Raw genomic sequence first — 23,938 nt, forward strand, 5'->3', positions numbered from 1 at the left:
GTTAAGACACTTGGAATGAACCGTTTACTTATCTAATCCTTTGGCAAAATGAACACTTATTTTTTATCGCCCCTAATCATTCACATTTTGTTATCACCTGACTGTTATGAAACTTCTTATCACCTTAGGGAGCGTGGCATTGTTTTGCCTATCGCTCAATGCCCAAGCTAACCTGAATGGTAAAGTCCAAGATGAAAATCGCCAGGCCATTCCTTACGCCAACATCCTGCTGCTCGAAGTCAAAGACTCGAGTTTAGTCAAAGGGGCCATTACTGCGGACGACGGCAGTTTTGAATTCAGTGCAGTGCCTACCGGAAAATCTTACCTGCTGCGTGTAGTCATGTTGGGATTTGAAGATCACTTTCAAACCATCTCTGATTTAAAAGAAAACTTCAATATCCCGACCATTTCGCTACTCAATCAGACTAAAACCCTGGCCACCGCAGAAGTTACCGCCCGCAAGCCGTTTTTGGAACAAAAGGCGGGAACCCTCATTGTCAATGTAGCCAATAGCATCACCGGTGCCAGCGGGAGTGCTTTGGATGTGTTGCGCAAAGTACCCGGCATGATTGTGGTCAATGATCGCATTAGCTTGGCGGGCCAAACAGGATTGACCATCCTCATCGATGGCCGCCCCACCCAGTACATGGACATGCAAAGCCTGTTGAAAGACATGCCTTCGGCCAACATCGACCGCATCGAGGTGATCAGCCAACCTGGAGCTCGCTTTGATGCGCAGGGTACCGGGGCGGTATTGAACATCATCCTGAAGCGCAACATGAAATTGGGCCTCAATGGCTCCGCTACCCTGGGAGCCGGTAAAGGAAAATTTTGGAAATACCGCGCTTCGAGCACCATGAACTTCCGCAACGAAAAATTCAATTTCACCAACTCCCTGGCCTTTAGCCACCGCACCTGGTACGAACAACTGAACCTCGAGCGGGTAGTTGGCACGGAATTGTACAAACAAAGCAATTTTCAACCCGGCTTGCCTTATTCTTTGAACATCAAATCGGGGGTGGATTATTACATCAGTAAAAATCAAACAGCAGGTGTTTCGGTAAATGCCCTGGGCAGTACCAGTGAGGTGGTGAATGAAAGTACCACCTCCATTTTGCCTGATGCCCTGCAAAAAGCCCGGGCGGAAATTTTGACCTACAATGAAACCGACCGCCGCACTGGTTTTGTCAATGTAGATGCTTACTACGAATTCAAACTGGACACCAGTGGCCAAAAACTCAACGCCGATTTTAGCATCAACCGTTATGGTCGCAATGTTAGCAACCTGCTGCGTACCGAGGTGCTGAGCGGGGATGAAACCTATAACAATCGCCTGCAAAAACAACCAGGCGATACCGAAATTGAAGCCTATCGCTTGGACTATACCAAACCTTTTAGCAAAAAATTCCAAATCGAGTCGGGGCTTAAATATAGCCATGCCATTGTGGACAATGACCTCCAGGCCAGTATTTTTAGTGACAACAATTGGGTAAATGACCCCACTTTTAGCAATCACTTCGTTTTTACGGAAAAAATTGCGGCGGCTTATGTGTCGTCCAATTTCACCTTGGGTAAAATCGAAGGTCAGGCGGGTTTGCGTTACGAAAACTCCCAATCCACGGGTTATTCCGTAACTTTGGACAGCACCCAACAACGGCGGATTGCGCGGTTTTTTCCTAGCTTGAGCTTGTCTGCGCCTTTGGGCGACAAATTGGGTTGGTCGGCAGCCTACAGCAATCGCATCAACCGCCCCAGCTATGGATCTTTAAATCCTTTTGTGCAATTCCTTGATCCTTACACCTACCGAAAAGGCAACCCGTTCCTGCGGCCCGAGATCACCGACTCGTACAAGATGTCTTTGACCTACGACAAACAACCTTTCTTCAACCTGGAATATACCCGCACCAAGGATGTGATTCAGATGGTTACGCAGCAGGACGATGCCACCGGGGTGGGTTTTGGGATAGACGACAACCTTGCTACTTTTGAACGCTACGGTGGTAGTTTGTTCTTCCCCCTGGAATTTGTAAAAAAACTGGAAGGGTACGGCGGCGTGATGGTATTTTACAACCGCTACGAATCCGAGGTTTTTGAAGAACAGTTCAACCAGGGTCGCTGGAATGTGGTGGCTTTTTTGAATGCAACTTATACTATGCCCAAAGACTGGAAATTTGAAATGAATGGCTGGTACTCCGGCCCTGGTATCGAAGGCATTCAAACCTCGGAGCACTTGTACGGGGTAAGTTTTGGGGTGCAGAAAAAGATAATGAAAGGTAAGGGCACCCTCAACTTGGCCCTAGATGATATGTTGTTCCGCTACTGGCATGGCCGGATTGATCACGCTTCTTTTGAGGCAAACATCGTGTCTTCCTGGGAAACACGCATTGCGAACCTGAGCTTTACCTACAATTTTGGGAATCAGTATTTGAACAAGGGGGCTCGGAGAAAAAGCGGGGCTTCAGAGGAGCAGGGCCGGGTGGGGGAAAAGTAATCGTAGGGGCAGCCCTTTGTGGCTGCCCGACCTCAATTTTATTTAAGCGAAGCGACAAATTTTACATTCAAGCAATTGTCCCAAATCAGTCGACCAGCGGCAGAGCCGCGCAACGCCGATAGCAGTAAAGGAACGAAGGTGAATTTTAAGGTGCGTAGCACCGAAACAAAGGGTAATGGTTCCGGTCCTAAACACTTTAGAATAATGCACGTTGTCTGATTGCTAGTGACCTTGCGCGGCTCTGCCGCTGGTCGATTCAGCCTGCATACTTACGTGGGTGTGACTTTGTTCACTCCAATTTTATCTAGCCACTACCAATCTTTCTACCCCTATCAATTGTGCTCCTTGCCGCAGGTATACGAGGTAGACGCCTTTGGGCAAATCCCCAGTATTGATTTCAGCTTGATTTTGTGCGGTTTTGATGCTTCGCACGGTCCGCCCCAAGGCATCAGTGATGTTCACATCGAATGCTTTGGCCGGATTAGGAATATCCCAGGTGATGATTGTTTGGTCATGAACAGGATTGGGGCTGATTTGAAGTTTTTGTAAGGGAGTAATGGGATTTTTGGTGGGGGTAGTGAATTGGAGGGAGAGGTCGTCGATGGTGAGGTAATGACAATTACTTCCAAATTCAACAGCACAATGCCTAGATGGTACATTCAATTTTTTTATTCCTCCCTGTGGGACTAATTTATATCTATTCGACACACTAGAAAAAAAAATGCTAATGGTATCAGGTATTAAATCGCTTACATAATGAACGGGTACAGTAAATTCCGTATAAAAATCTGCTTTGCCTAAATTAAGCAAGCCTTGACCAACAATTATAGTTTTTTGCTCAGCTTGAAGATAACGACGCAACAAAATAATTACCTGTCCAGAATCAATATTTACTTGATTGGTGTCTATTTTTTCATATTTGTACCAACCTTTTAGATTCTTTACTCTATGTTGTATTGGTAGACCAAAGCTGCCTTGTTCTCCTAAATCTGTAAGTGTCAATGTTTGTTGCTTAAACACGTCTCCTAGATATAAATTACCCGGCACATAAAAGTACGACGTGTTTATTTGAACTGCCTTAGTGCCATGGTGGGTATCTTTGGCTAAAAAATATGATTTAGGAAAAGAATGAATAAACCAATTATTCGGTAAACCCATGCTGTCCGCCTGTTCAAAGCTGAGATTTAAGTCTTGAGCGACGAGGTAGTTGCCAATGAGGGCAAAAAAGAGCAAGGTTAAAAATTTGTTCATGGTGATTACGGGAATATGATACGCCAAAGAATGGAAATCATTTTGCAATGAGCAATCGCTCTGTGCCAAGAAGCTGTCCAGCTTGACGCAAATACACCACATACATTCCTTTAGGTAAATCAATTGTATTTACTTCAACCTGGTTTTGATCTGTTTGAACTCTTTGTAAGGTTCGCCCCAAAACATCGGTTATGCTTAGTTCAACATTGCGAGATGGTGTGGGCAGTTCCCAGGTGATGACTGTTTTATCGTCTGTTGGATTGGGGCTGATTTGGAGTAGCTGTAAGTTTATGCGTGGATTTTTGGTGGGGGTAGTGAATTGGAGGGAGAGGTCGTCGATGGTGAGGTAAAAGCAGGTTTGGCCTAGTGTATTACATTGCTGTGAGTTTTGAGAAAATAGAAGTTCTATGCCACCTGAAGGTTTCAATTTATGGCGATCATACGTTGTTGAAAAAAAAATACTCATTGTATCCGGTAATAAATCTCTTAAATATTTTATCGGCACTTGAAACTCCGTATATTGATCCTTAGCCCCCAAATTGAGCAAACCCTGCCCAATTACAACCGATTTTTGTTCCAATTCCAGAAATCGTCTCAATATGATGATTACTTGCCCAGAATCCTTTCCAAGTCTATTCGGATCAACCTGCTCATATTTGTACCACCCTTTGAGGCTAAGTACTTTCTGCTGAATTGGCATACCCAGGCTGCCTTGCTCTCCTACTATGTCAGTAACGATTACTTTTTGGTTAATATCCCCCAAGTACAAACTTCCTGCAACATAGCCATAATAATTGTTGATCCTTACCGCATTTTTACCATGATGTGAATCACTGGTGATCGTCGAATTTTTAGGGTAAGATAGAGGCAACCAGCTTTTAGGGCTTCCACTTTCGTCCAAGTCTTCAAAACTTAGATTGAGGCTTTGACTGCTTATGCAATTGCTAAACAGGATGAAAAAAAATAGGCTTGAAATCTTGTTCATGGTGATTTTTTTCTCAAAGAAAAGAACAATAAGGTGAGTATTAAAGCCAAGCTTCATTATTCATAATACTTAGTTTCAGAATTGATAATTCCTCAAAAAAAAAGAATTTTCACCTTTGTGTCAGTTAAAAAAAAGCATGAATCCAAAACAAATTAAAACGAATTTACTCCTATTGGTTTTATTTGGCCTTTCCATACAAGTGATGGGACAAAGAATCAGAAAAGATCATCGTGAGATGACTCCTACTGAAAAAACACTTTATGCTACGGCTGTAAAACAGAATAGGGTCTACTTTGAGAACGAGGGACTTCATCATCAGTGTCACTTTAGCGAGACGAATTCGATCTGTCCAATTCCATTAGAAAACGTGCACTTTAATGAACTTTTTCTTCCTTGGCATCGCATTTTCCAATACCATGCTGAAACAGTTTTACGCACGAGTGTAGGCAGTGTAAATCTTTCAATTCCCTATTGGGACTGGAGAATAGAACCTACAGCTGCTCTTTCTACCTGGGAAGAACCTTCTTTTTTAGGACAATTTGATGACCCTACTGGCACCATTTGGAGGCATTTACAAAGAGGCTGGAATTCTGGAGGGAACTTGAATACTAATAACAGCGTATTTCCTCTTAACGTTTTAACTAGGGTTAACAATGCACTCAATTCCAATTTCTTCGGGGGATTTCAAAGTGGAATAGAAAATACAGTACATGCAGCTGGACATCAAGAAGTAGATGGAGCGATGAGCGGTCCAAACTCTCCTTGGGATCCTCTATTTTATTTGCATCATGGAATGGTTGATAAACTCTGGCAGGAATGGGAAGATAAAATTGTCGGTGAACAATCCGATTTTTCAGAACGAAATACAACGGGGGACTATGATATTCCCCCTGATGTAGTCCTTGACTCCAGGTTCTTGCAAAATATCCCCGGTTTGGGTCAAGATGTATGGTATGCATACAATAAAAAACTATTGCTAGATGGAAGTGGGTATTTAGGTTCTGCTTCAGATTTTGTCCCCAATTCCAACAAACTTTACTGCTACACCGCCTGGAACGGCTCCACCGTAGAAGGCACCATTTATGCTGGTGATGTGAAACGAGATGCCAGCGACAATGTGGTAACAGACAATAAGGGTGGGTTCCAAATTCCCAGTGGCAAAACCGTCGACTTCCGTGCTGGCAAAGCAATCTACCTCATGGGTGGTTTCAAGACCGTACAAGGAGCTGCCTTTAGCGCCAAATGTGTTACAACTCCCTGCGGATTCAGTTCCAATACCCTGGTTAGCCAAAGTACACCAGAACTGTCTGCATTAGACATCCCCAAAAACACCGAAACAAATGCCAAAATTCAGATCATTCCTAACCCAATCGGAGATGCGCTGAATGTACAATACGAAGTAGAAAACGAAGCTTTGGTACAAATCCATGTTTTCAATGTACTTGGCCAAATAATCGCGCAGTACCAGCCGGGCATTCAAGTTGCCGGAAAATACAACTATTCTGTATCCACCCAAGGTTGGTCCAAAGGCATTTACAATTGCCGCGTGAGCATTGGCAAAGAAAGTACCAGTGTAAAAGCAGTACATTAAAATCCACAACAAAATACTTTCACAAAAAATCGGCAACAGGTCGATTTTATCCTGCAATTCATTTCATCAAAAATAAACTTGTCATCAACATGAGAATGGTAAAATCATTTTTCGTGCTAGCAATCCTTATGTCTAGCTTCATCCCAGGTACTTTTGCACAGGTCAAAGTAGAAACGACTGGTAAGGTCAAATTGGGGAACGAAAGATCCGGAAACGACTACAACAATGAGGTAACTCAAGAAATACTGGGCTTAGGGACCGATACTTATCGCACTGGCTCAAAGTTAAGCTTTGGAGATTACGGAGCTGGATCTGGTGGAGGAGCAAATGTGTATCTTGGCGAATACGGTACCGGGGATTCGGATAAACTGGAATTGGGCGGAAAAAATGGCTTCCACTTTATGGTAAATGGCGACCGTATTACCAATGGCATGGCCTTCAATTGGCTGGGTAGCGCCTGGGTATTAGATGTTTGGGGGCAAGTTCGTTCTTATGGCGTCACCTTAACTTCAGACATTCGTTTAAAATCAAATGTTGTCAAACTCAATGATGGGCTTTCCATAGTGAAGCAACTCCAGGCCATTAAGTACGATTTCAACCGTCCTGTCGACCCCAATCGAGCGAGGTTTTTGCAAGATGCTAAGCCCAGTAATGAAAAAGAGCAAAAAAGCATCGAGGAAGCTCGTAAACGCCTGGAAGAAGAATCCAAACCACAAAAAGAGCAGATCGGGTTTTCCGCTCAAGAAGTACAAAAAATCTTGCCACAGTTGGTTTCACCAGATAGTCAGGGATACCTTTCTGTCAACTACACAGCGATGATCCCAGTTTTGGTTGAAGCCATCAAAGAGCAACAAGCATTGATCGAAGCCTTACAAAAAGAAGTGGAGGCTTTGAAGAAAAAATAAACAGTGACCTTTATGGAAGCGAACTTGAAACCTTCGCTTCCATAAATTTTAAGATTGGTTTCACTATTCATAAGTTAAAAAAGTAGCTTTTTGGCATCAGTATTGGTATTTTTGTTGTTGTAAAATGTAGTATTCCCAATTCCCAAAAATAACCCTATAATGCTATATGCTGATTTTACCCCCCCCTTAAAAACAATCCGATTCCATACGAAAAACAAAACCAACCAATAGAAATCACACTGATGAACCTTGCCCCAAAGCAAGCAATTCACTGTGTGGTAAAATCAGAGGTTTCGTGGGTACAAGACTTAACATTTCCAACGGTATTGTATACCAATCGCATCCATAAATGCCCAGTTTTTCAACGAGAATGGAATGACACTTGGTCTATTCCGATCCAGAGGATGATTCCCTGGATTCATGTGTCTGAGGTAAAAAATTGGAGTGAGTTAACCTTGCTGGAAGCCGAAAACCGTTATTGGGATACCCTTAATGGTGACAAGAAAGCGTACCCTAGAATGGTAGATCGATTTTTGGATCTCTTGTTTTCAAGTGCTCCCCGTATGCAAATTCAGGAATACGCCACTGAATTAAACGTATCTCAACAATATTTAAACAAAAGTTTGAGGCAGCAACTCGGGTGCTCTGCAAACGCTTTGGTTCAATTCAGAATCCTCCTTGAAGCCAAAAACCAATTGGTATTTTCCAAGCTGCCTATTAAAGCCATTGCTTATGAGCTCGGGTTTACGGAGTTGGCTAATTTTTACAATTTTTTCAGAAAACACACCAATCTGACTCCAAATCAATACCGCCTACACTTACAATAGATTTGAGGTGAGTCGATCGACAATTCTCAGGTTTTGCCTTAACCCTGGAACTTTGGAACCTGGAACTTTGGAACCTTCTATTTCACCACCCCAACACCGCCTTCATTTTCTCATAAATCGCCGTGTTCTCATAAATTCCCGCAAACAACTCTGCTCCCGGACCAAAAGCAAACACTGGCACCAACTGAGCGGTATGTTGATTGGTCGTAAACGCCCCCCGGATTTTGCCCAATTCTGAGCCCGGATTGATTGCGTAGCCTCCCGTTTCGTGGTCAGCAGTTACAATCACCAGGGTTTCTCCATCGGCGGCGGCAAAGTCGAGGATTTTACCAATGGTTTGGTCAAAATCTACTACCTCACTCACAATGTAATCCGAGTTGTTGGCATGACCACCCCAATCGATTTGAGAGCCTTCGATCATCAGGAAAAAGCCTTTTTCAGAGCGTTGTTTGAGGTGTTTGGCGGCAGCAACACTATAGGGTGCCAGGTAGGTTCGGCCTTCCGAGGCTTTGGCTGGGTCGCCGTCGGCGCTGAAATAAATGAAGTTTTTGCTTGGATCGGGCGGAGTGGCACTTTCAGCATTTTGGCTAAAGTCGTTGATTTGATAGCCTTTGGCCTGGAGTTCTTTGACCAAATTACGACCATCGGTAGCCCGTTGGTCGAAGAATTTTTTTCCCCCACCAACCAAAAAATCGACTTCGGTTTTGAGGAAAAAAGTAGCAATTTCTTCTTCGAACTTCCGGTTGCGCACATGGGCAACAAAGGGAGCCGGGGTAGCGTGGGTGAGGGTGGAGGTGACCACCATCCCGGTGGCCAAGCCCTTTTCTTCAGCTTGTTCCAGGATGGTTTTGACGGGCATACTATCGGTGTTCACCCCGATCGCGCCATTGTAGGTTTTGATGCCGCTGGCAAATGCCGTAGCTCCTGCTGCCGAATCCGTAATGAGGTCGCTGGCGGAATAGGCTTTGTGTAAACCGGCCACGGGGAAACGTTCGAACTGGCTTTGGTTGTTGTTGAAATACATACCCGCCGAGATGTGGGTCAACCCCATGCCATCCCCAATCAGTAAAATGACATTTTTAGCCTGGCGCAACGGTGTAGCTGCAACGACTGTTTTTGATTTTTTTTGGCTCCAGACTGGCCCACACAACAGTAGGGTCAATCCTATGATCAAGAGTTTTTTCATCTAATCTTTGTGGTAGTTCTCTAATAAAAAACGAAGCAACTAAGCAACAGATCATTAATTGTGAGCTGGTACTTACACCAAGATGTATCGTTTGCCGGGCAAGGCTTTGATGACTCCTTTAAACTCCAATTCCAATAAAAGGGCCGCCATTGCGCTGCTCGACTTTTGCGCTACAAAGGTCAGTTCGTCGATGTTCTTTTCTTCGTCGTGACGCAACAAATTTACAATATTTTTTTCTTCTGTACTCAATTCGATAAAAAGCTGTTGTTGAACGCCATAAGTATAGGGAGGCAAATCCCAACGCAGCATACGTACCAGGTCTTCGGCGCTTTCCATCAGGTGCGCCTGATTGTTTTTAATCAATTCATTACAGCCTACCGAAAAAGGATCTTTGACCCGGCCAGGTACCGCAAACACGTCCTTGTTGTACTCATTGGCATATTTGGCTGTGATGATGGAGCCGCCATAACGGGCGGTTTCGACTACGACCAGCACATCACACATCCCAGCAATGATACGGTTGCGCAGGGGGAAATGCTCTTTTTCGGCATTGGTTTCAAAGCCGTATTCGGTGAGTATCCCACCATTGTCCAGCATTTTTTGCGCTACGGAGCGGTGTCCAGGCGGGTACAAATGAGCCAGTCCATGAGCCAACACACCAACCGTCGGCAGTTTGACTTCCAACGCCTTGCGGTGTGCACAAATGTCGATGCCATAGGCCAAGCCACTGATGATGAGCGGGTCGTAGGGCACCAGTTGTTCCAACATTTCTTCACAAAAGGAAGTGCCTTGCACCGTAGGTTTGCGGGTACCAACGATGGCAACAATACGTTTGGCATTCAAGTTGGCGTTGCCTCGATGGTACAACAACAGTGGGCTATCTGGATAATGTTTCAAACGGCTAGGATACTGCTCATCCAGGTAAAAAAGAGCCTGAATTTGATGGTGCTCCAGATGTGCAAGCTCTTTTTCCGCAGCCACTTGGGGTTCAGCTGATTTGATTTGTTGGGCCAATTGGGCACCAATGCCGGGAATTTTGAGCAAGGCTTTGGCGCTGCTGCGAAACACCTCTTCGGGGCTACCACAATAACTGACCAGGGTACGCGCCGTAATCGGGCCTACCTTGGGGATTTTTGTCAGGGCAATTGGGTAAAATAAATGCTCCATTGCAAAAAGAAATATCTTTGTAGATTATGGTTTAGGGAGGTTGAGAAGGTTTAGGGAGGTTGAGGTTGCCACAAGCATTCTTGACTAAGTCTCTAGTGGTAATGCTCAACCTTCCTCAACCTTCTCAACCTTCTCAACTTCAATACTATGAGCGAAAAAAAAGGTTCAATCCTGCCCAGCTTGGAACTCATCATCATTGCCGTTTTTTTCATCGGCTTCGCTTTTTGGGCCGTCAACAAATGTTCCGACACCCAAAGTAAATACGTCAATCGAGCAGAACGTGACCGCCTACGGGATTTGGAAGACAGTTTGGGCCGAAAAATTGAGGCCATCAAAAGTGATACCCCAAAAACCAGCCCAGTTGCCAGCCCTGCTGTCAGTACTGCTCCTGCCCTCTCCCGTTTGTACGTCTGCCTCGAAAATTTAAAGGTGCGTAAAAGCCCTTCAACGGGTGCGGAGATACTCGAAACCCTCCCCTTGTTTGAAGAAGTATATTTCCTCAACGCCGTGAGTGACTCGACCACAACGGTCAATTTGGGCAAACAAACGGTGACCGAGCCTTGGATCAAAGTCCAAACCCGGAAAGGTCGCGCTGGCTGGGTTTTTGGCGCAGGAGTACATTACTACCGCCGCAAGCACCCGGGCTCAGATTGATTGATGTGCTGATTTCCCAATTGGTTAGTAGGCCAATGCGATGAATCACAATAGCCTGACCTTGGGCAGCCCAGAAATAACAGTTGATATTTTATGTAAGGCGTGTAAACAAAGCAAAAATACAAAAATAAAAATACAAAAGCCTGGCAATAATTGCAGGGGTCAATCTACTTTTTCTTTTAACGGCTATCCCAAGCAGTTAATTCGTATTGTTCGATGATGAGCAGAACTGCTTTTGCATCCGCTTTTGTGGGGTAAAAACCTAGTTCTTGCAATGTATCCACCCAGCCTTTCACGTCGGTTGTGCTTTTTGTTCGCAGCGGAGAGAATGTACCTGTTGTGATGTAATAGCTATGGTCGCGGAAGCTCATCCAGGCTGTTTCGTAATTGCGTAGGCAGGTTTTGCCACTGGCAAAGGTAGGGCCTTGCCAATCGCTGGTGCATTGCAGGTTGAAGAAGTTGTTGGCGGCTTGTGCCCCAGCACTTTGGCCCGCCTGACTCATCAGCAGGGCATTGGCTAAAATGAGGGAGGCAGGGATGCCGAATTTGTGCTGTTCATTGACGGCAACTTTGACAAAACGGTGTACAAAGGTGGCTTTGGCAGCGTCATCAATTTGACTTAGTTTTTCGGCCAGTTTTGAAGCGGATTGTTTGCTGGGAAATGGATCAAGGGAAAACTTGTTGTCTGGAATTGGGGCATTGCGATTGTCAGTATACCCTTCTTTAATGGGAGCAGCAGGTAGAACGGGCAGTTTTTCCTCCGACTTGACTGGGGTGTTCATGTTGATCCGCAAACTCAGGTTTTTACGCGTGGCACCGTATACCAAAAGCAGCACAATGGCCACTTTGAGCCAATTCTTCTTTAGATATTTGTTCACCTTGCCCATAAAAACCACTTTGAGTGTAATGTTTGAAACGTAAGACAAAAATAAACAAAAAGTTTTTATTGCGCAAGTTTTTTTGGGAGTATTTTCCCACTCACCCCATCTTTGGGTACCCCAAATAATACTTCGTCACATTTTTAAAATGCAGCCCCGGCTCCAACAATTCCGACATCGGTTTGGCCACCCCATTTTTAAACAACATTTTGATCTCTTCACTTTGCGGATTGTAAGCATGGTTGCTTTCCTGGCCACTCAGTAGCAGGTAGGTGGCCTCATCCGCTGGGCCAGGCCACCACTGTTCGATTTGTTGGCGCAGGGTTTCGATATAGCTTGTTTCAAAGGGCTGATCTACCAATTCTAACTTGAATAGTCTTCGATTGACCAATCCGGTGGCCAGAAAAGCCAGAACCCGGTCTTCGGTTTTCATCCAGCCTTTCAGTGCTGCGGAAATGTCCGCGTCGTCCAGGCCAGCAAATGCATCCAGCAATTCATCGCGGCGAGAAAGGAAGTCAGCTTCCGCAAAATCGTTGTAAATAAACAACTCCATATTGGGCGGGCAATAGAGTTTTACCCCTTGTTTGGCGATCAGTTTGGCGCGGCGCAGGGCCTGAATCATCATTTGTTCCGCAGACAACACCGTTTTGTGCAAATAAACCTGCCAATACATCAAACGCCTGGCAATCAGGAATTTTTCGATGGAATAAATGCCTTTTTCCTCTACCACCAATTCCCCCTCGTGCACCGCCAACATCTTGATGATGCGATCGTAACCAATCACCCCTTCATACACTCCCGTAAAAAAGCTATCTCGATTCAGGTAATCCATACGATCCATGTCCAATTGGCTGGAGACCAACTGATGCAGGAATTTTTTGGGATAAGAATCGTCAAAAATATGGATGGCCAAGCTCAAGGCACCATTAAATTCCTCATTCAATTTTTGCATAAACAGTTGCGAAAGTCGCTCGTGGTGGACGTTGATGAGGGTGTTTTCAAGGGTATGGGAAAAAGGCCCGTGTCCAATATCGTGCAACAAAATCGCAATTTGCACCGCCTCGCCCTCTTCTTCACTGATCTCCGCGCCTTTGAAACGCAAAACCTCGATGGCCTCGGTCATCAGGTGAAAAGCCCCTAACGCATGGTGAAAACGGGTATGCAAAGCCCCCGGGTACACGTAATGGGTGAGGCTAACTTGTTTGATGCGCCGCAAACGTTGGAAATAAGGATGCTCGATGAGGTCGAAAATGATGCCATAAGGCACCGTGACAAAGCCGTAAACGGGGTCGTTGAAAATTTTGTGGCGTGGCATGGTGACAATTTGGGGCAAAGGTCGGAAAGTCTGGGGAGTGGGGCAAGGAGTATTTTTAGCTTAAAAACTGACAATCACTGGGGCTTCTTTATCCTCACATCAATAATTTCCCTTAATTCTCAAATTCCCTCCCCATCTGAACAATAATAACCCAGAAAAACTGATTTTTGTGTAATCACACAACCCACAAGTCTTAACCCATGAATTCATTCGTGGGAAAAAACCCTTCGCATGGATAAAATTATCATACTCTGGGCCGATGACGAAATCGACCTGCTCCGGCCCCAGATTTTGTTTCTGGAAAAAAAAGGTTACTCCGTCATCACGGTCACCAATGGCCACGACGCCCTGGAAGAATGCCAGCAAAACCGCAACATTGACGTCGTGTTTTTGGATGAAAGTATGCCAGGCATCACTGGTTTGGAAACCCTGACCCGCATTAAGGCCGAAAATCCGGCCTTACCCGTGGTGATGATCACCAAAAACGAGGCCGAAACGGTGATGGAAGAAGCCCTGGGTTCCCAGATTGCCGACTACCTCATCAAACCCGTCAACCCGAACCAGATCCTGCTGTCCCTCAAAAAAATCATCGATAACGACCGCCTGGTGCGGGAAAAAACTTCATCGGATTACCAGCAGGAATTCCGGCAGATTTTTACGGAGATCAACAGCGGCTTGAACTTTGAGGAATGGGTGGAGGTGTACCGCCGCATCATCAGTTGGGAACTCAAAATCGATCAGGCCAATTCCACGGAAATGGGCGACATCCTGTCCATGCAAAAAAACCAGGCCAATACCGAGTTTTCCAAATACGTCACCAAAAACTATCTGAATTGGGTACAGCACGACAGCGACGGGCCTGTACTTTCGCACCAGTTGTTTCGGCGCAAAATTTTCCCACTGCTCAACAATACCACGCCTACCTTCGTGCTGTTGCTCGACAACCTGCGCTTCGACCAGTGGAAGGTCATCGAGCCAGTGCTGAGTGAATTGTATCGGGTGGAGGAAGAGGATACTTTTTGCAGCATCTTGCCCACTGCTACCCAGTACAGCCGCAACGCCATTTTTGCGGGGATGATGCCCCTCGAAATTGACAAACACCACCCTGATTGGTGGCGCAATGACAACGAGGAAGGTGGCAAAAATCTCTTTGAAAAAGACATGCTGAGTGAGCAGATTCGACGCACCTTGCGCAAAGACATCAAGCACGATTACCTCAAAATCACCACGGTAGCCCAGGCCCGCCAATTGCAGGAGAATGTGCTCAACTACGTCAAAAATGACCTCACCGTCATCGTGTACAACTTCATCGATATGCTCTCGCACGCACGCACCGAGATGGAAGTGCTCAAAGAACTGGCAGGTGATGAAAAGGCCTACCGCTCTTTGACCCTCACCTGGTTCAAAAATTCACCTTTGTGGGCGGCCTTGCAAAAGTTGGCAGAAAAGGACATTCAGCTAATCATCACCACCGACCACGGTACCATCCGCGTGAATACGCCATCTAAAGTGGTCGGCGATCGCGAAACCACCACCAACTTGCGCTACAAAATGGGGCGCAACCTGCAATACGACAAAAAGGATGTGCTGGAAATTCGCAAGCCAGAGGAGGCGCGCCTGCCCAGTCCCAACATCAGTTCTTCCTACATTTTTGCCAAAGAAGACATCTTTTTCCTCTACCCCAACAATTACAACCACTACCACAACTATTACAAAAACACCTTCCAACATGGCGGCATCTCGCTTGAAGAGATGATTTGCCCGATTGTAAGGCTCAAAGTCAAATAAGTGAATCTTGTCGCATACCTGAGCATTTTTGCCGGTGCAGTCCTGGAAGGCGAGTTGGTGTACATCAGCGCCATCCAGGCTGCACAGGCAGGGTATGTGGATTTATATGGGGCCATCGCGGCCTTTTTTTTGGGTACTTTTTGTACCGATTGGTTTTATTTCCTCACCGGACGCAAACAAGGTCGCCGTTACCTGGAGCGCAACGAAAAACTTCAGCTCAAGGCTGCCAGGATTGATCATTTGTTGGCGCGTCATGGTACCCTTCTGCTTTTATCCTACCGTTTTATTTATGGATTCCGCATTGTATTGCCTTTGTTATTTGGCGCAAGTAAACTCAGTAGCCGCCGCTTTTTGTTGTTCAGCCTGCTCAGTACCAGCATTTGGGTGACGGTGTATGGCTGCGTGGGGTATTATTTTACGAATTGGTTGTTGGAGCAGTTGAAATCGGGTAGGGTGTTGGTTATAGTTTTATCTTTCGCTGCAATTTTAGTCTTTATTTATTGGTATTTTGGTAAAAAAGAGGTTCAGGAAAAAAGCTAAGTAGTGGGGCAAAATGAACACTTATTTTTTTATCGCCCCTAATAAATTATCAGGCTCCCTTATTTTTACATTCCCTTTTCCATCTCCAAAATTCTTCCTATTATTGTCTCACTTTGTGACAATAAATCAAATCACATCCTATGTATCGATCGCTATTCCTTTTCGGCTTACTGCTGCTGGGCTTTTCAGCGCTGGCACAAACCAACTTCTACATGCCGGTTCAAACCAAAATAGAACACGGCCAAATTGAAGGCAACTACGATATCCGCACGGGTATGCAATATTACCTAGGCATTCCTTTCGCCAAGCCACCCGTTGGCCAACTCCGTTGGAAAGCCCCACAACCGCTGGCACCCTGGACTGGAGTCAAAATGACCAAAAAGTTTGGTCCCCGCGCAGTACAAGGTTTTATCTTTGGCGACATGAAATTCCGCTCCGAAGGCCTGAGTGAAGATTGCCTTTATCTCAACGTCTGGAGCCCTGCCAAACGTACCGACAAAAACCTACCCGTATTGGTTTATTTCTACGGTGGCGGTTTTGTGGCTGGCGATGGTTCTGAACCTCGTTACGACGGCGAAAGTATGGCCAAAAAAGGCATCGTGGTGGTTACCGTGAATTACCGATTGAACATCTTCGGCTTTTTTGCACACCCTGAGTTGAGTGCTGAAGCGCCCTACAAAGCTTCGGGCAATTATGGTCTGCTCGACCAAAGTGCCGCCTTGAAGTGGGTGCAAAAAAACATTGCTGCGTTTGGTGGCGACCCCAAAAAGGTGACCATCGCCGGAGAATCGGCAGGTTCTATTTCCGTAAGTGCCCAAATGGCCTCTCCCCTATCCAAAGGGCTGATCGCAGGTGCCATTGGTGAAAGTGGCGCGGGGATCAACCCTACGCTTTTCCCAGTTCCTTTGGCTGAAGCTGAAAAAACCGGACTCGAATTTGCCAAAAATGCGGGCTATCCTACCCTGGCGGAATTGCGCAAACTGAGTACCCGCGAAATTTTTGAAATCTACACCGAATCCAGACGATTTGGTTTCCCAACCGTGATCGACGGCTATTTTTACCCCAAAACTCTCCCGGAGATTTTTGCCGCCAAACAACAGGCCATGGTGCCATTGTTGCTAGGCTGGAACTCTGCCGAAATCCCCGGCATGGCCTTCATGCAAGGGCAACCATATACGGAAGAGGCTTATGTCAAAAAGGTTAAAGAGACTTACCCCAACGACCATGAGGAAGTACTGAAGTTGTATCCACATGGTTCGACCAAGGAGATCGAGCTCTCTGCAACTGCCTTGGCTGCCGACCGTTTCATTGCTTACAGCACCTGGAAATGGGGCGACTTACATGTGCAAAACAGCACTCAACCCGTATACCGCTATTTGTACAGCCGCATCCGGCCACCATTGGTGGATCAAAACCTGGTTTCTGGTTTGGCTGGAGGTACCATGCAGCGCGATCCCAATGCCCCCAAAGCACCAGAACCCGTTGGTGCTTCCCATGCCTGTGAAATCGAATATTGCATGGGCAATCTGCATTTGGTCACGGATTATGCCTGGACGCCGGATGACTACAAAGTGTCGGAAACCATGCTCAACTACTTTGCCAATTTCATCATTTCTGGGAATCCCAATGGGGGGAGTTTGCCAAAATGGCCTACTGCGCAAAAAGGAGACAACGCTCCCGATGTAATGGTGATCGATGTGGAATCCAAAGCTGTGAAGGCGAAGGATGATGGGCGGTACCGCTTTTTGGATCGGGCTTATGGGAACAATAAGTAATGAGTCACCATGTTGTTTAGGGTAAACTAAAGCAACATTTTTTTTCACAAAGAAAACACCAAGAAGCACAAAGGGCACAAAGTTAGACGTTGACAACGCTTCGCTTTGTGTCCTTTGTGTCCTCTTTTTTTTCCTTTGTGTTTAAAAAATGTCGCTCATGCTTTTATAAGGCGTCCACCAAATTGACACTTTCATATGTTGATTATTGTGTGCTTTTTCTTTCTGATCAAATTTTATTTACTATTTTGAAGCTTCATTAGAGGGATAATCTGAAGCACCCTTACCTAAAATCACGTCTTGTATGAAAAAAATGCTGATCTGGCTGCCAGCCTTAGCTCTGGCTTTTCTAACTTTCCAATGTGCGCAGGAAGCGCCAAAAACCAATGAAGCACCCGTTGCTGAATCCGAAGAAGATCTGGTCAAAAGAGGGGAATACCTCGTCACTACTGGTGGGTGTGAAGATTGCCATTCACCAAAAGTGATGACTGACAAAGGTCCAATTCCTGATCCTAAGTTGCGCATGTCCGGTCACCCAGCTAGTGTAAAACTTGCGCCTATCTCTGACCCCAGCATCGTTGGGCCCTGGGTTTTGTTTCACCCGATGACCACGGCTTCAGTTGGCCCTTGGGGAACCACTTACTCCGCCAACCTGACCCCGCATGAAACGGGGATCAAAGAATGGTCTTTTGAGCAGTTCAAAAAAGCCATCACCGAAGGTAAATCCAAAGGTTTGGATGGAGGTCGCCCCCTCTTGCCCCCAATGCCCTGGCAGAACTACGTCAACATGAAGGATGAAGATTTGACGGCGATTTTTGCGTTTTTGAAGTCACTGCCGCCGGTGGATAATTTGGTGCCTTCTCCGGTGCCGCCCGTACAATAGTTGAGGGAGGTTGAGAAAGTTGAGGGAGGTTTAGGCTACCGCGAGTGATTTTGACAAAGACCTTGTCCAAGCCGCTCGCGGTAGCCTAAACCTTCTCAACCTTCTCAACCTCCCTCAACCCCTTCCTACAGCCAATAATTCAACTTCACCACCAGCGCCCGATTCCGATGCGCCCAACCCTGGGCAAAGTAGTTGTCGGTCAGCACCACAAACAGGTCACTCATGGGGCGGTAACGCCACTGAATCCGACTATTGATGTTAAAATTATTGGCTTGGGTATTGTATTGCAAAAAGGTGGTCCAGTTCAAATTGCGGTTGAAAAAGAATTCGATGCGGGGAGTGATCGCCAAAATTTCAGCATCCGCATAAGGTTTGGGAAAGTCCAGTTTGTTGTAACTGGCCGCCACCCGAAAATTCCCCCAAGGTTGCGCGCGCAACCCAACGCTGAGGTCTGTCGACCACTGTAGGCCATTGTAAAATTCTCCACCTGTAAACCCGGCACTCCAATTCAAGGCTTTGCGCACATCCGAAGTCCATTCCATCCGGGCATTGGAAAAAGTATACCGCGCTGAGGGCAGTGCTGGATATTCCTCAATCGGTTCATCGTCAAACTTGAAACTCACTGGTACATTGGCGTAGTTAAAGTTGGTGTACAGAGCGAACTGGCTGGTATTCCGAAAATTGAGTTCCAGGTTGATTCCACCATTGTATTCGTTGATGCTAAAGTTGGGATTAAGCACCATAAAACTACTGGCCGAGATTTCAGTGCTGTTCAACTTGCTGGTCTCTTTTTTTGGCAAAATGCGCCAGGTCGCTTCTAGGTATTTGAAATTGTAGCCAATGCGCAGGGTCGTGTCCCGGGCTGCATCGTAGTTGGCGATGCGCAGTTCGTAGCCCATGTCCGCGTAATAATTGGGCCCCATGTGTAAAAAATCGGCTATGAATTCAAAGTTGCGGCCCGTGTATTCAAAGCCCGTTTGTCCCCACCAATCCTGCTGGTTGATCTCGGGTTTAAAGGATTTATGATAGCCCACCCAAGACTGCATGGAGCCTTTGGGCGAGATGTACAAAAATTCTCCTCCAGCGTTTCGGCTCCAATTCTGGGCGTTCAGTTCCTGGTTCCCGGTTTCCTGTCGGTTGAGGAAATAGCCGCGCAGCGTGGTTCGACCGAACAAACGCCGATCAAACACCAGCGCCGAAAAATTCTCAGGATTTTGGGCGTCATGTTTACGCGTCTGCATGTTGAGCACCCCAATTCGGGTATCAGGATTGATGTTACCCGTGAGGCGCAGTCCGGCCAAGATGGGAATTTGATTGCCATTGTCATCCAAACCAATGCGGCGGGAGAAAAAAGGTCGGATCAGGTCAAAACCAAAATTGCCAAAGAGGTCGGCATTCTCAAGGAAAAAAGTACGCTTTTCGGGCAATTGAATGTCAAAACGAGTCAGGTTGATGACCTGCTCATCAATTTCAATTTGGGAAAAATCGGGGTTGATGGTCAAGTCGAGATTGAGCGAAGAACCCAGGCCAATTTTGGCGTCCAGACCAATGTCGCCGTAGGTTCGCGTAGGTATACCATTTTCAGTATCCCGATCGGTTCCTCCGGTCACAAAGGGAATAATTGCATAATTCCGCGAAGCATTTTTGGGCCCTTCATCAAATTGGAGTGCCCCAGTCCAGCCCAGGTCGGTGCCATTGAATTGTAGCGGGATTTGTACCCAGGCGCTGAAATGCCCGCGATTGGCGTCGTTGCGAATGAAGTTGATGCCCCATTCTTTTTGGCCGTCTTTAAAGCGTAGGATCCGCAAGGGAATGGCAAACTCGGCGGTCCAGTGGTCGGGGTAATTTTGTACTTCACCCCACCATACATTGTCCCAACTTTCATCAGTTTGACTGCCACTACTGGCGGCAATCAGCCCTTCAGTTTGAACGCCAGCGGGGGTAAGGGCAAAAAAGTAACCGTTGTTGGACAAATTGACGGGGTCGAGTACCACAGCGATACCATCTGATTCCCAATATCCTACGTCGCGTTTGAGGCTCTGGAGGATGTATTTTCCCGAGTCTTGGTAACAAGTGGCGGCAATGTACAGGAACTGCTCATTGTAGGCGCATTGTACTTTCGTTTGAGCGTTGGCTGGACGGCCATCCATGGGCCATTTTAGCCAAAAATGGCTCGTCGTGTCGGCATTCTGCCAGGCGGGATCGTCGAGTTTGCCGTCAATTTTAATGGGTTGGCTGGTCTTTTTACCTTGCAGCCGAAAACGGGCTTGCATGTCGTTGCGCGCTTCTTGCGCGTGGAATGTAGTGGAGAGCAGGGTAAGGATGAGGCTGCTCCAGAGCAGTTTCGGGTACATTTCAGTCGGACTTTAGGCTGCAAATGTAGCGATAAAGGTGAAAGGGCTACAAAAAGTTCCCCAAAGCAGCGAATATGTTGGTGAAAAGGTAAAAAATGAAATGGAGCCATAAAAAAGAGGGCCACCTCCTTGGTGGCCCTCCAATCGTCTCTTAAACTAACCGATTAATATTTTCTTCGCTTCAGGAAGCGATAAAATAGTATTGGTGAATTGACTCCATCTACATAATCCAGAAGGAATATTGTTCTTTACAAACCCTAAGATGCAGTAGAAACCCAACGAAATCAGTGAATAAAATCAATCAGAAAGGTGATTGTCGACAATACATCGCATTCTGCCACAATTACTCTACTTTTAGTGCAGCTTTGATTTTCTGGTGATAATCTCGCAACCCTGTCAACATTTTAATCATCTGCGGTTCAGGCACATATGCGACACCTCTGCGATGATTGGCCGCAGCTACTTTTCTTACAATTGTCCAGTGTTTCATGATCGTTCCTACCGCTCGGAAATAGCTGCCCAAGGTTTGATCATAAATATGGGTGGGTTCCGAACAAACGCCATTCAACTCAATGATTTTGAAATTTTTGCCCTGCTTCAAATCTTCTAAACTATTGCATTTGATGTCGAAACGGCCATAGCTAAAGCCTGGAATTTGTATGGATATAGCATCAAAAGTATGATGTAAGGCAGCATCAATGTGCTGATTGCCATTGATGAACTGGGTACCTTTAGAGTGATTTCCAATTACCCCCAAGCTGATGCGCTCACCTGCGGCAGGCACGTTTTTGAACAATTGCCAATGGGTCTCTTGTAGCCGATCCAGTTGCAGCAAAGCCCGCGGCGTGTTTTCGATCAATTGCAGGACAGTCGATTTGCCATCGCCCGTCACATGCAGAAAGTCTTTTAAAGTCAGGGAAGTAATTTTACCTTTTTCCACATTGGGCAAGCGGTAATACAAAACGCCCAATTCTACTGGATAATTGAGGTATTCCTGGATGATGAAGTCGATCGGGTATTGGCTCAGGTAGGCCCGCAGTTGGTCCGGCGTATCCAGTTTTTTGACCAAAAAACCGCGATAGCCAACGTCAGGTTTGGCAATGAGGGGAAATTCGATTTTGGCCTGGCGAATTTCTTCCAGAATCAGGGCCAAATCCTGTCCGCGAGGAGCTAAAATTGATTTGGGGCAAAATGCTGCCGGCAAATTTTGAATGGTTGCATATTTGGATTCCAAGCCTAAGCCACCCGCCAAAATTCCCGGATTGGCCGCCGTAAAAAAACAGGCATGGCGGGAACGCAAGGCCAAAAGCGGGCCGTATACAAACATGGGCCAATAAAAAGCCAAGGTAGGCCAGTATTCCCAGTTCCACAGTTTGATCCAAGCCGGATTATTGATTAGACTCCACCTCTTCACGCGATAACTCCATTTGTGCCTTTTGTTCATTGGCGGTGAGCAAATCCAGGTACCTAAATTTAAGATTGGATTCGGTTTTTTCGATGGAAGTAATACTCACCGTGCTTACCACGTCACCACGGTTCATTACAACATCATTCCAGGTATCGCCATCTCCGGCATGTTGGTGAAAATCCAGCATGGCATTGACTGAAAACATCGCTCGATTTTCCAGCCAACGGGCAAACCACTGCTCCCTACGGAACCGCACATCAGCCGGATATAAAGTAGCTGATGACCAGATATGGGTTCCCTGTGGATCGAGTGCTTTGACATACTGTTCTTGTCCATCCCAGCGCAATTCCCACAAGGTGCCCCGGTCATACACGATGAAAGTAAAAGGTTCGATTCCTTCAAAGTTGTAGTGTTTGAAAAAGGCAGTGGCACTGGGAAAGGTAAAACTTTCCAAGACCATGATGCCCCGGCTCAAGCGGTAGGGAGTTTGGCGATTGTGGGCTTCAAAAGCTCCATTGAGCAAACAAACCACACGCTGGCTGTTGGCCGCCGCGATCCAAGTGCCTCCCGCAGCAGGGTCTTGGGGGAAGATGATTTTTTTACCATTTCTTTCCTCTGCTGCCAAACGGGTGGCCCCCCGCGAAGGGGCTTCATCGCGATTAGAGGTAAGAATGAACTGCCCGGGAGCGGGCGAAATATAAGTCACCGTGCACATATATAAGTTTGGCCCGTTGGGGCGGCCCTGCGTGGCCGCCCTTCATTGGGCGACCACGTAGGGTCGCCCGTACGATTAATAAATGGTCATTATATCCGCCTTTTCCTTGCGCTGCAAGTTTGGCACCTGAGCATCATCGGCGGGATAACCCACCGGGATGAGCAGGAAAGGTCTTTCGTTTTCGGGACGTTGCAAAATATTTTGCAAAAAATTCATCGGACTGGGGGTATGGGTAAGTGCCACCAAGCCAGCATGATGGATTGCAGCCAACAATATTCCACAAGCTATACCTACGGATTCCTGCACGTAATAGTTTTTGCGCTGAGTGCCATCCGGCAATAAGTCGTAAGCCTTGCGGAAAACTACGATCAAGTACGGAGCAAGTTCCAGGAATGGTTTATGCCAATCCGTAGCAAAGGGCTGTAAATCTTCGAGCCATTCGTCCGACATCCGGCCATGGTAGTTTTCATGTTCTTCTTGCTCGGCAGCTTGGCGGACTTGGGCCTTGATTGCGGGATCAACTACGACGGCAAAAGTCCAGGGTTGTTTGTGTGCACCGGAGGGAGCGGTCGAAGCAGTCATGATGATATTTTCGATCACTGCTAAGGGCACTGGTCGATCAGAGAATTCGCGAAGGGTGCGCCGCTGGTTCATCCATTGGTAATATGCCTCGCTGCGTTTGAGCATCTCTGCTGGCTCAAACTGCTCACCCTGATATGGAACAAAAGAGAAGGGCGTCTCTTCCATTAAATTGCCTTTCATACCATGAATCAAATAAGAGAAACTCAAAGAAAACATTATTTTTGGTAAATGTGATCTGGATCACGTCATCTACCCTGTTTTAGGCGGTACTTTTGTCCGGTGAAGAACAAAAAAGAAATACCATGGAAAAGAAAGTCTCTTTCAATGAACTGATCCAGGGGGACAAACCCGTTCTGGTCGATTTTTTTGCTGAATGGTGCGGCCCATGTAAAGCGATGGCACCCATCTTGCAAGATTTAGCTGGAAAAATTGGAGATAAAGCCTCCATCATCAAAATAGACGTTGACCGCAATCCAGCGCTGGCCAAAAAAATGGGCATTCAGGGTGTACCTACTTTTATGCTGTTTAAAAATGGCGACATCAAGTGGCAACGTTCGGGTATGCAGTCGGCTCATCAGTTGGCGGCAGTGATTGACCAAAACGTATAAATAAACATGGATTAATGGTTGGTGCTCGTCCCTTTAAG

The 23,938-nt window shown here is 46.4% G+C and carries 20 protein-coding genes; 10 read left to right on the forward strand and 10 right to left on the reverse strand.

Translation table 11 applies throughout. From position 1 onward, the window contains the following. Nucleotides 1-106 precede the first annotated feature (106 nt). The gene (locus tag ACEW9O_RS00520; protein WP_373548153.1) at nucleotides 107-2,491 is read left to right on the forward strand and encodes an outer membrane beta-barrel protein; all 2,385 of its coding nucleotides are present in this window, start codon (nucleotides 107-109) and stop codon (nucleotides 2,489-2,491) included. Nucleotides 2,492-2,791: 300 nt separating this feature from the next. On the opposite strand, the gene ACEW9O_RS00525 is transcribed toward ACEW9O_RS00520, so the two are convergent. Beyond that, complete coding sequence (locus tag ACEW9O_RS00525; protein ID WP_373548154.1) at nucleotides 2,792-3,742, reverse strand: T9SS type A sorting domain-containing protein; 951 nt, start codon at nucleotides 3,740-3,742, stop codon at nucleotides 2,792-2,794. Nucleotides 3,743-3,779: 37 nt separating this feature from the next. Next, the gene (locus ACEW9O_RS00530; protein ID WP_373548155.1) at nucleotides 3,780-4,784 is read right to left on the reverse strand and encodes a T9SS type A sorting domain-containing protein; all 1,005 of its coding nucleotides are present in this window, start codon (nucleotides 4,782-4,784) and stop codon (nucleotides 3,780-3,782) included. Nucleotides 4,785-4,863: 79 nt separating this feature from the next. On the opposite strand from ACEW9O_RS00530, the gene ACEW9O_RS00535 reads away from it, so the two are divergent. The 3 genes from ACEW9O_RS00535 (at nucleotide 4,864) to ACEW9O_RS00545 (ending at nucleotide 8,050) form a co-directional block, all read left to right on the forward strand. Next, nucleotides 4,864-6,318 (forward strand): tyrosinase family protein, encoded by a 1,455-nt coding sequence (locus tag ACEW9O_RS00535; protein WP_373548156.1) that lies wholly within the window; start codon nucleotides 4,864-4,866, stop codon nucleotides 6,316-6,318. A gap of 113 nt (nucleotides 6,319-6,431) precedes the next feature. After that, nucleotides 6,432-7,223 carry a tail fiber domain-containing protein gene (locus tag ACEW9O_RS00540; RefSeq protein ID WP_373548157.1) on the forward strand — a complete coding sequence of 264 codons (792 nt, stop codon included), beginning with the start codon at nucleotides 6,432-6,434 and terminating at the stop codon, nucleotides 7,221-7,223. Between the two features lie 242 nt (nucleotides 7,224-7,465). Continuing rightward, nucleotides 7,466-8,050, forward strand: coding sequence for a helix-turn-helix domain-containing protein (locus ACEW9O_RS00545; RefSeq protein ID WP_373548158.1), 585 nt, complete (start codon nucleotides 7,466-7,468; stop codon nucleotides 8,048-8,050). An 82-nt stretch (nucleotides 8,051-8,132) separates the two neighbouring features. Here the strand turns inward: ACEW9O_RS00545 and ACEW9O_RS00550 are convergent, their stop codons facing one another. Next, entirely contained in the window at nucleotides 8,133-9,236 is a 1,104-nt protein-coding gene (locus tag ACEW9O_RS00550) for an alkaline phosphatase (RefSeq protein ID WP_373548159.1), read from the reverse strand. Nucleotides 9,237-9,308: 72 nt separating this feature from the next. Continuing rightward, the gene (gene dprA, locus ACEW9O_RS00555; protein ID WP_373548160.1) at nucleotides 9,309-10,403 is read right to left on the reverse strand and encodes a DNA-processing protein DprA; all 1,095 of its coding nucleotides are present in this window, start codon (nucleotides 10,401-10,403) and stop codon (nucleotides 9,309-9,311) included. Nucleotides 10,404-10,550: 147 nt separating this feature from the next. On the opposite strand from dprA, the gene ACEW9O_RS00560 reads away from it, so the two are divergent. Next, entirely contained in the window at nucleotides 10,551-11,057 is a 507-nt protein-coding gene (locus ACEW9O_RS00560; protein ID WP_373548161.1) for an SH3 domain-containing protein, read from the forward strand. Between the two features lie 179 nt (nucleotides 11,058-11,236). On the opposite strand, the gene ACEW9O_RS00565 is transcribed toward ACEW9O_RS00560, so the two are convergent. Continuing rightward, on the reverse strand, nucleotides 11,237-11,983 hold the full coding sequence (locus tag ACEW9O_RS00565; protein ID WP_373548162.1) for a glucosaminidase domain-containing protein: 747 nt from the start codon (nucleotides 11,981-11,983) through the stop codon (nucleotides 11,237-11,239). A 52-nt stretch (nucleotides 11,984-12,035) separates the two neighbouring features. Next, on the reverse strand, nucleotides 12,036-13,250 hold the full coding sequence (locus tag ACEW9O_RS00570) for an HD domain-containing protein (RefSeq protein WP_373548163.1): 1,215 nt from the start codon (nucleotides 13,248-13,250) through the stop codon (nucleotides 12,036-12,038). A 231-nt stretch (nucleotides 13,251-13,481) separates the two neighbouring features. On the opposite strand from ACEW9O_RS00570, the gene ACEW9O_RS00575 reads away from it, so the two are divergent. The 4 genes from ACEW9O_RS00575 (at nucleotide 13,482) to ACEW9O_RS00590 (ending at nucleotide 18,233) form a co-directional block, all read left to right on the forward strand. Next, complete coding sequence (locus tag ACEW9O_RS00575) at nucleotides 13,482-15,038, forward strand: response regulator (protein WP_373548164.1); 1,557 nt, start codon at nucleotides 13,482-13,484, stop codon at nucleotides 15,036-15,038. Then, nucleotides 15,039-15,578, forward strand: a complete 540-nt coding sequence (locus ACEW9O_RS00580; protein WP_373548165.1) for a DedA family protein — start codon at nucleotides 15,039-15,041, stop codon at nucleotides 15,576-15,578. A 140-nt stretch (nucleotides 15,579-15,718) separates the two neighbouring features. Then, nucleotides 15,719-17,353, forward strand: coding sequence for a carboxylesterase/lipase family protein (locus ACEW9O_RS00585; protein WP_373548166.1), 1,635 nt, complete (start codon nucleotides 15,719-15,721; stop codon nucleotides 17,351-17,353). Nucleotides 17,354-17,654: 301 nt separating this feature from the next. After that, a complete protein-coding gene (locus tag ACEW9O_RS00590; protein ID WP_373548167.1) occupies nucleotides 17,655-18,233 on the forward strand; it encodes a c-type cytochrome in 579 nt (192 codons plus the stop codon). Between the two features lie 125 nt (nucleotides 18,234-18,358). Here the strand turns inward: ACEW9O_RS00590 and ACEW9O_RS00595 are convergent, their stop codons facing one another. From ACEW9O_RS00595 to ACEW9O_RS00610, 4 genes are all read right to left on the reverse strand, one after another. After that, complete coding sequence (locus ACEW9O_RS00595; protein ID WP_373548168.1) at nucleotides 18,359-20,587, reverse strand: DUF5916 domain-containing protein; 2,229 nt, start codon at nucleotides 20,585-20,587, stop codon at nucleotides 18,359-18,361. 343 nt (nucleotides 20,588-20,930) lie between these two features. Continuing rightward, nucleotides 20,931-22,001, reverse strand: a complete 1,071-nt coding sequence (locus ACEW9O_RS00600; RefSeq protein ID WP_373548169.1) for a hypothetical protein — start codon at nucleotides 21,999-22,001, stop codon at nucleotides 20,931-20,933. Beyond that, nucleotides 21,976-22,710, reverse strand: coding sequence for an NRDE family protein (locus tag ACEW9O_RS00605; RefSeq protein ID WP_373548170.1), 735 nt, complete (start codon nucleotides 22,708-22,710; stop codon nucleotides 21,976-21,978). Before ACEW9O_RS00605 ends, ACEW9O_RS00600 begins: the two co-directional genes overlap by 26 nt. Before the next feature lie 75 nt (nucleotides 22,711-22,785). Beyond that, a complete protein-coding gene (locus ACEW9O_RS00610) occupies nucleotides 22,786-23,472 on the reverse strand; it encodes an iodotyrosine deiodinase (RefSeq protein WP_373548171.1) in 687 nt (228 codons plus the stop codon). 122 nt (nucleotides 23,473-23,594) lie between these two features. On the opposite strand from ACEW9O_RS00610, the gene trxA reads away from it, so the two are divergent. Beyond that, complete coding sequence (gene trxA / locus ACEW9O_RS00615; RefSeq protein WP_373548172.1) at nucleotides 23,595-23,900, forward strand: thioredoxin; 306 nt, start codon at nucleotides 23,595-23,597, stop codon at nucleotides 23,898-23,900. Nucleotides 23,901-23,938: the final 38 nt, after the last annotated feature.

Origin of the sequence: Haliscomenobacter sp. (assembly GCF_041740695.1) — a bacterium.
Taxonomy (GTDB): Bacteria; Bacteroidota; Bacteroidia; order Chitinophagales; family Saprospiraceae; genus Haliscomenobacter.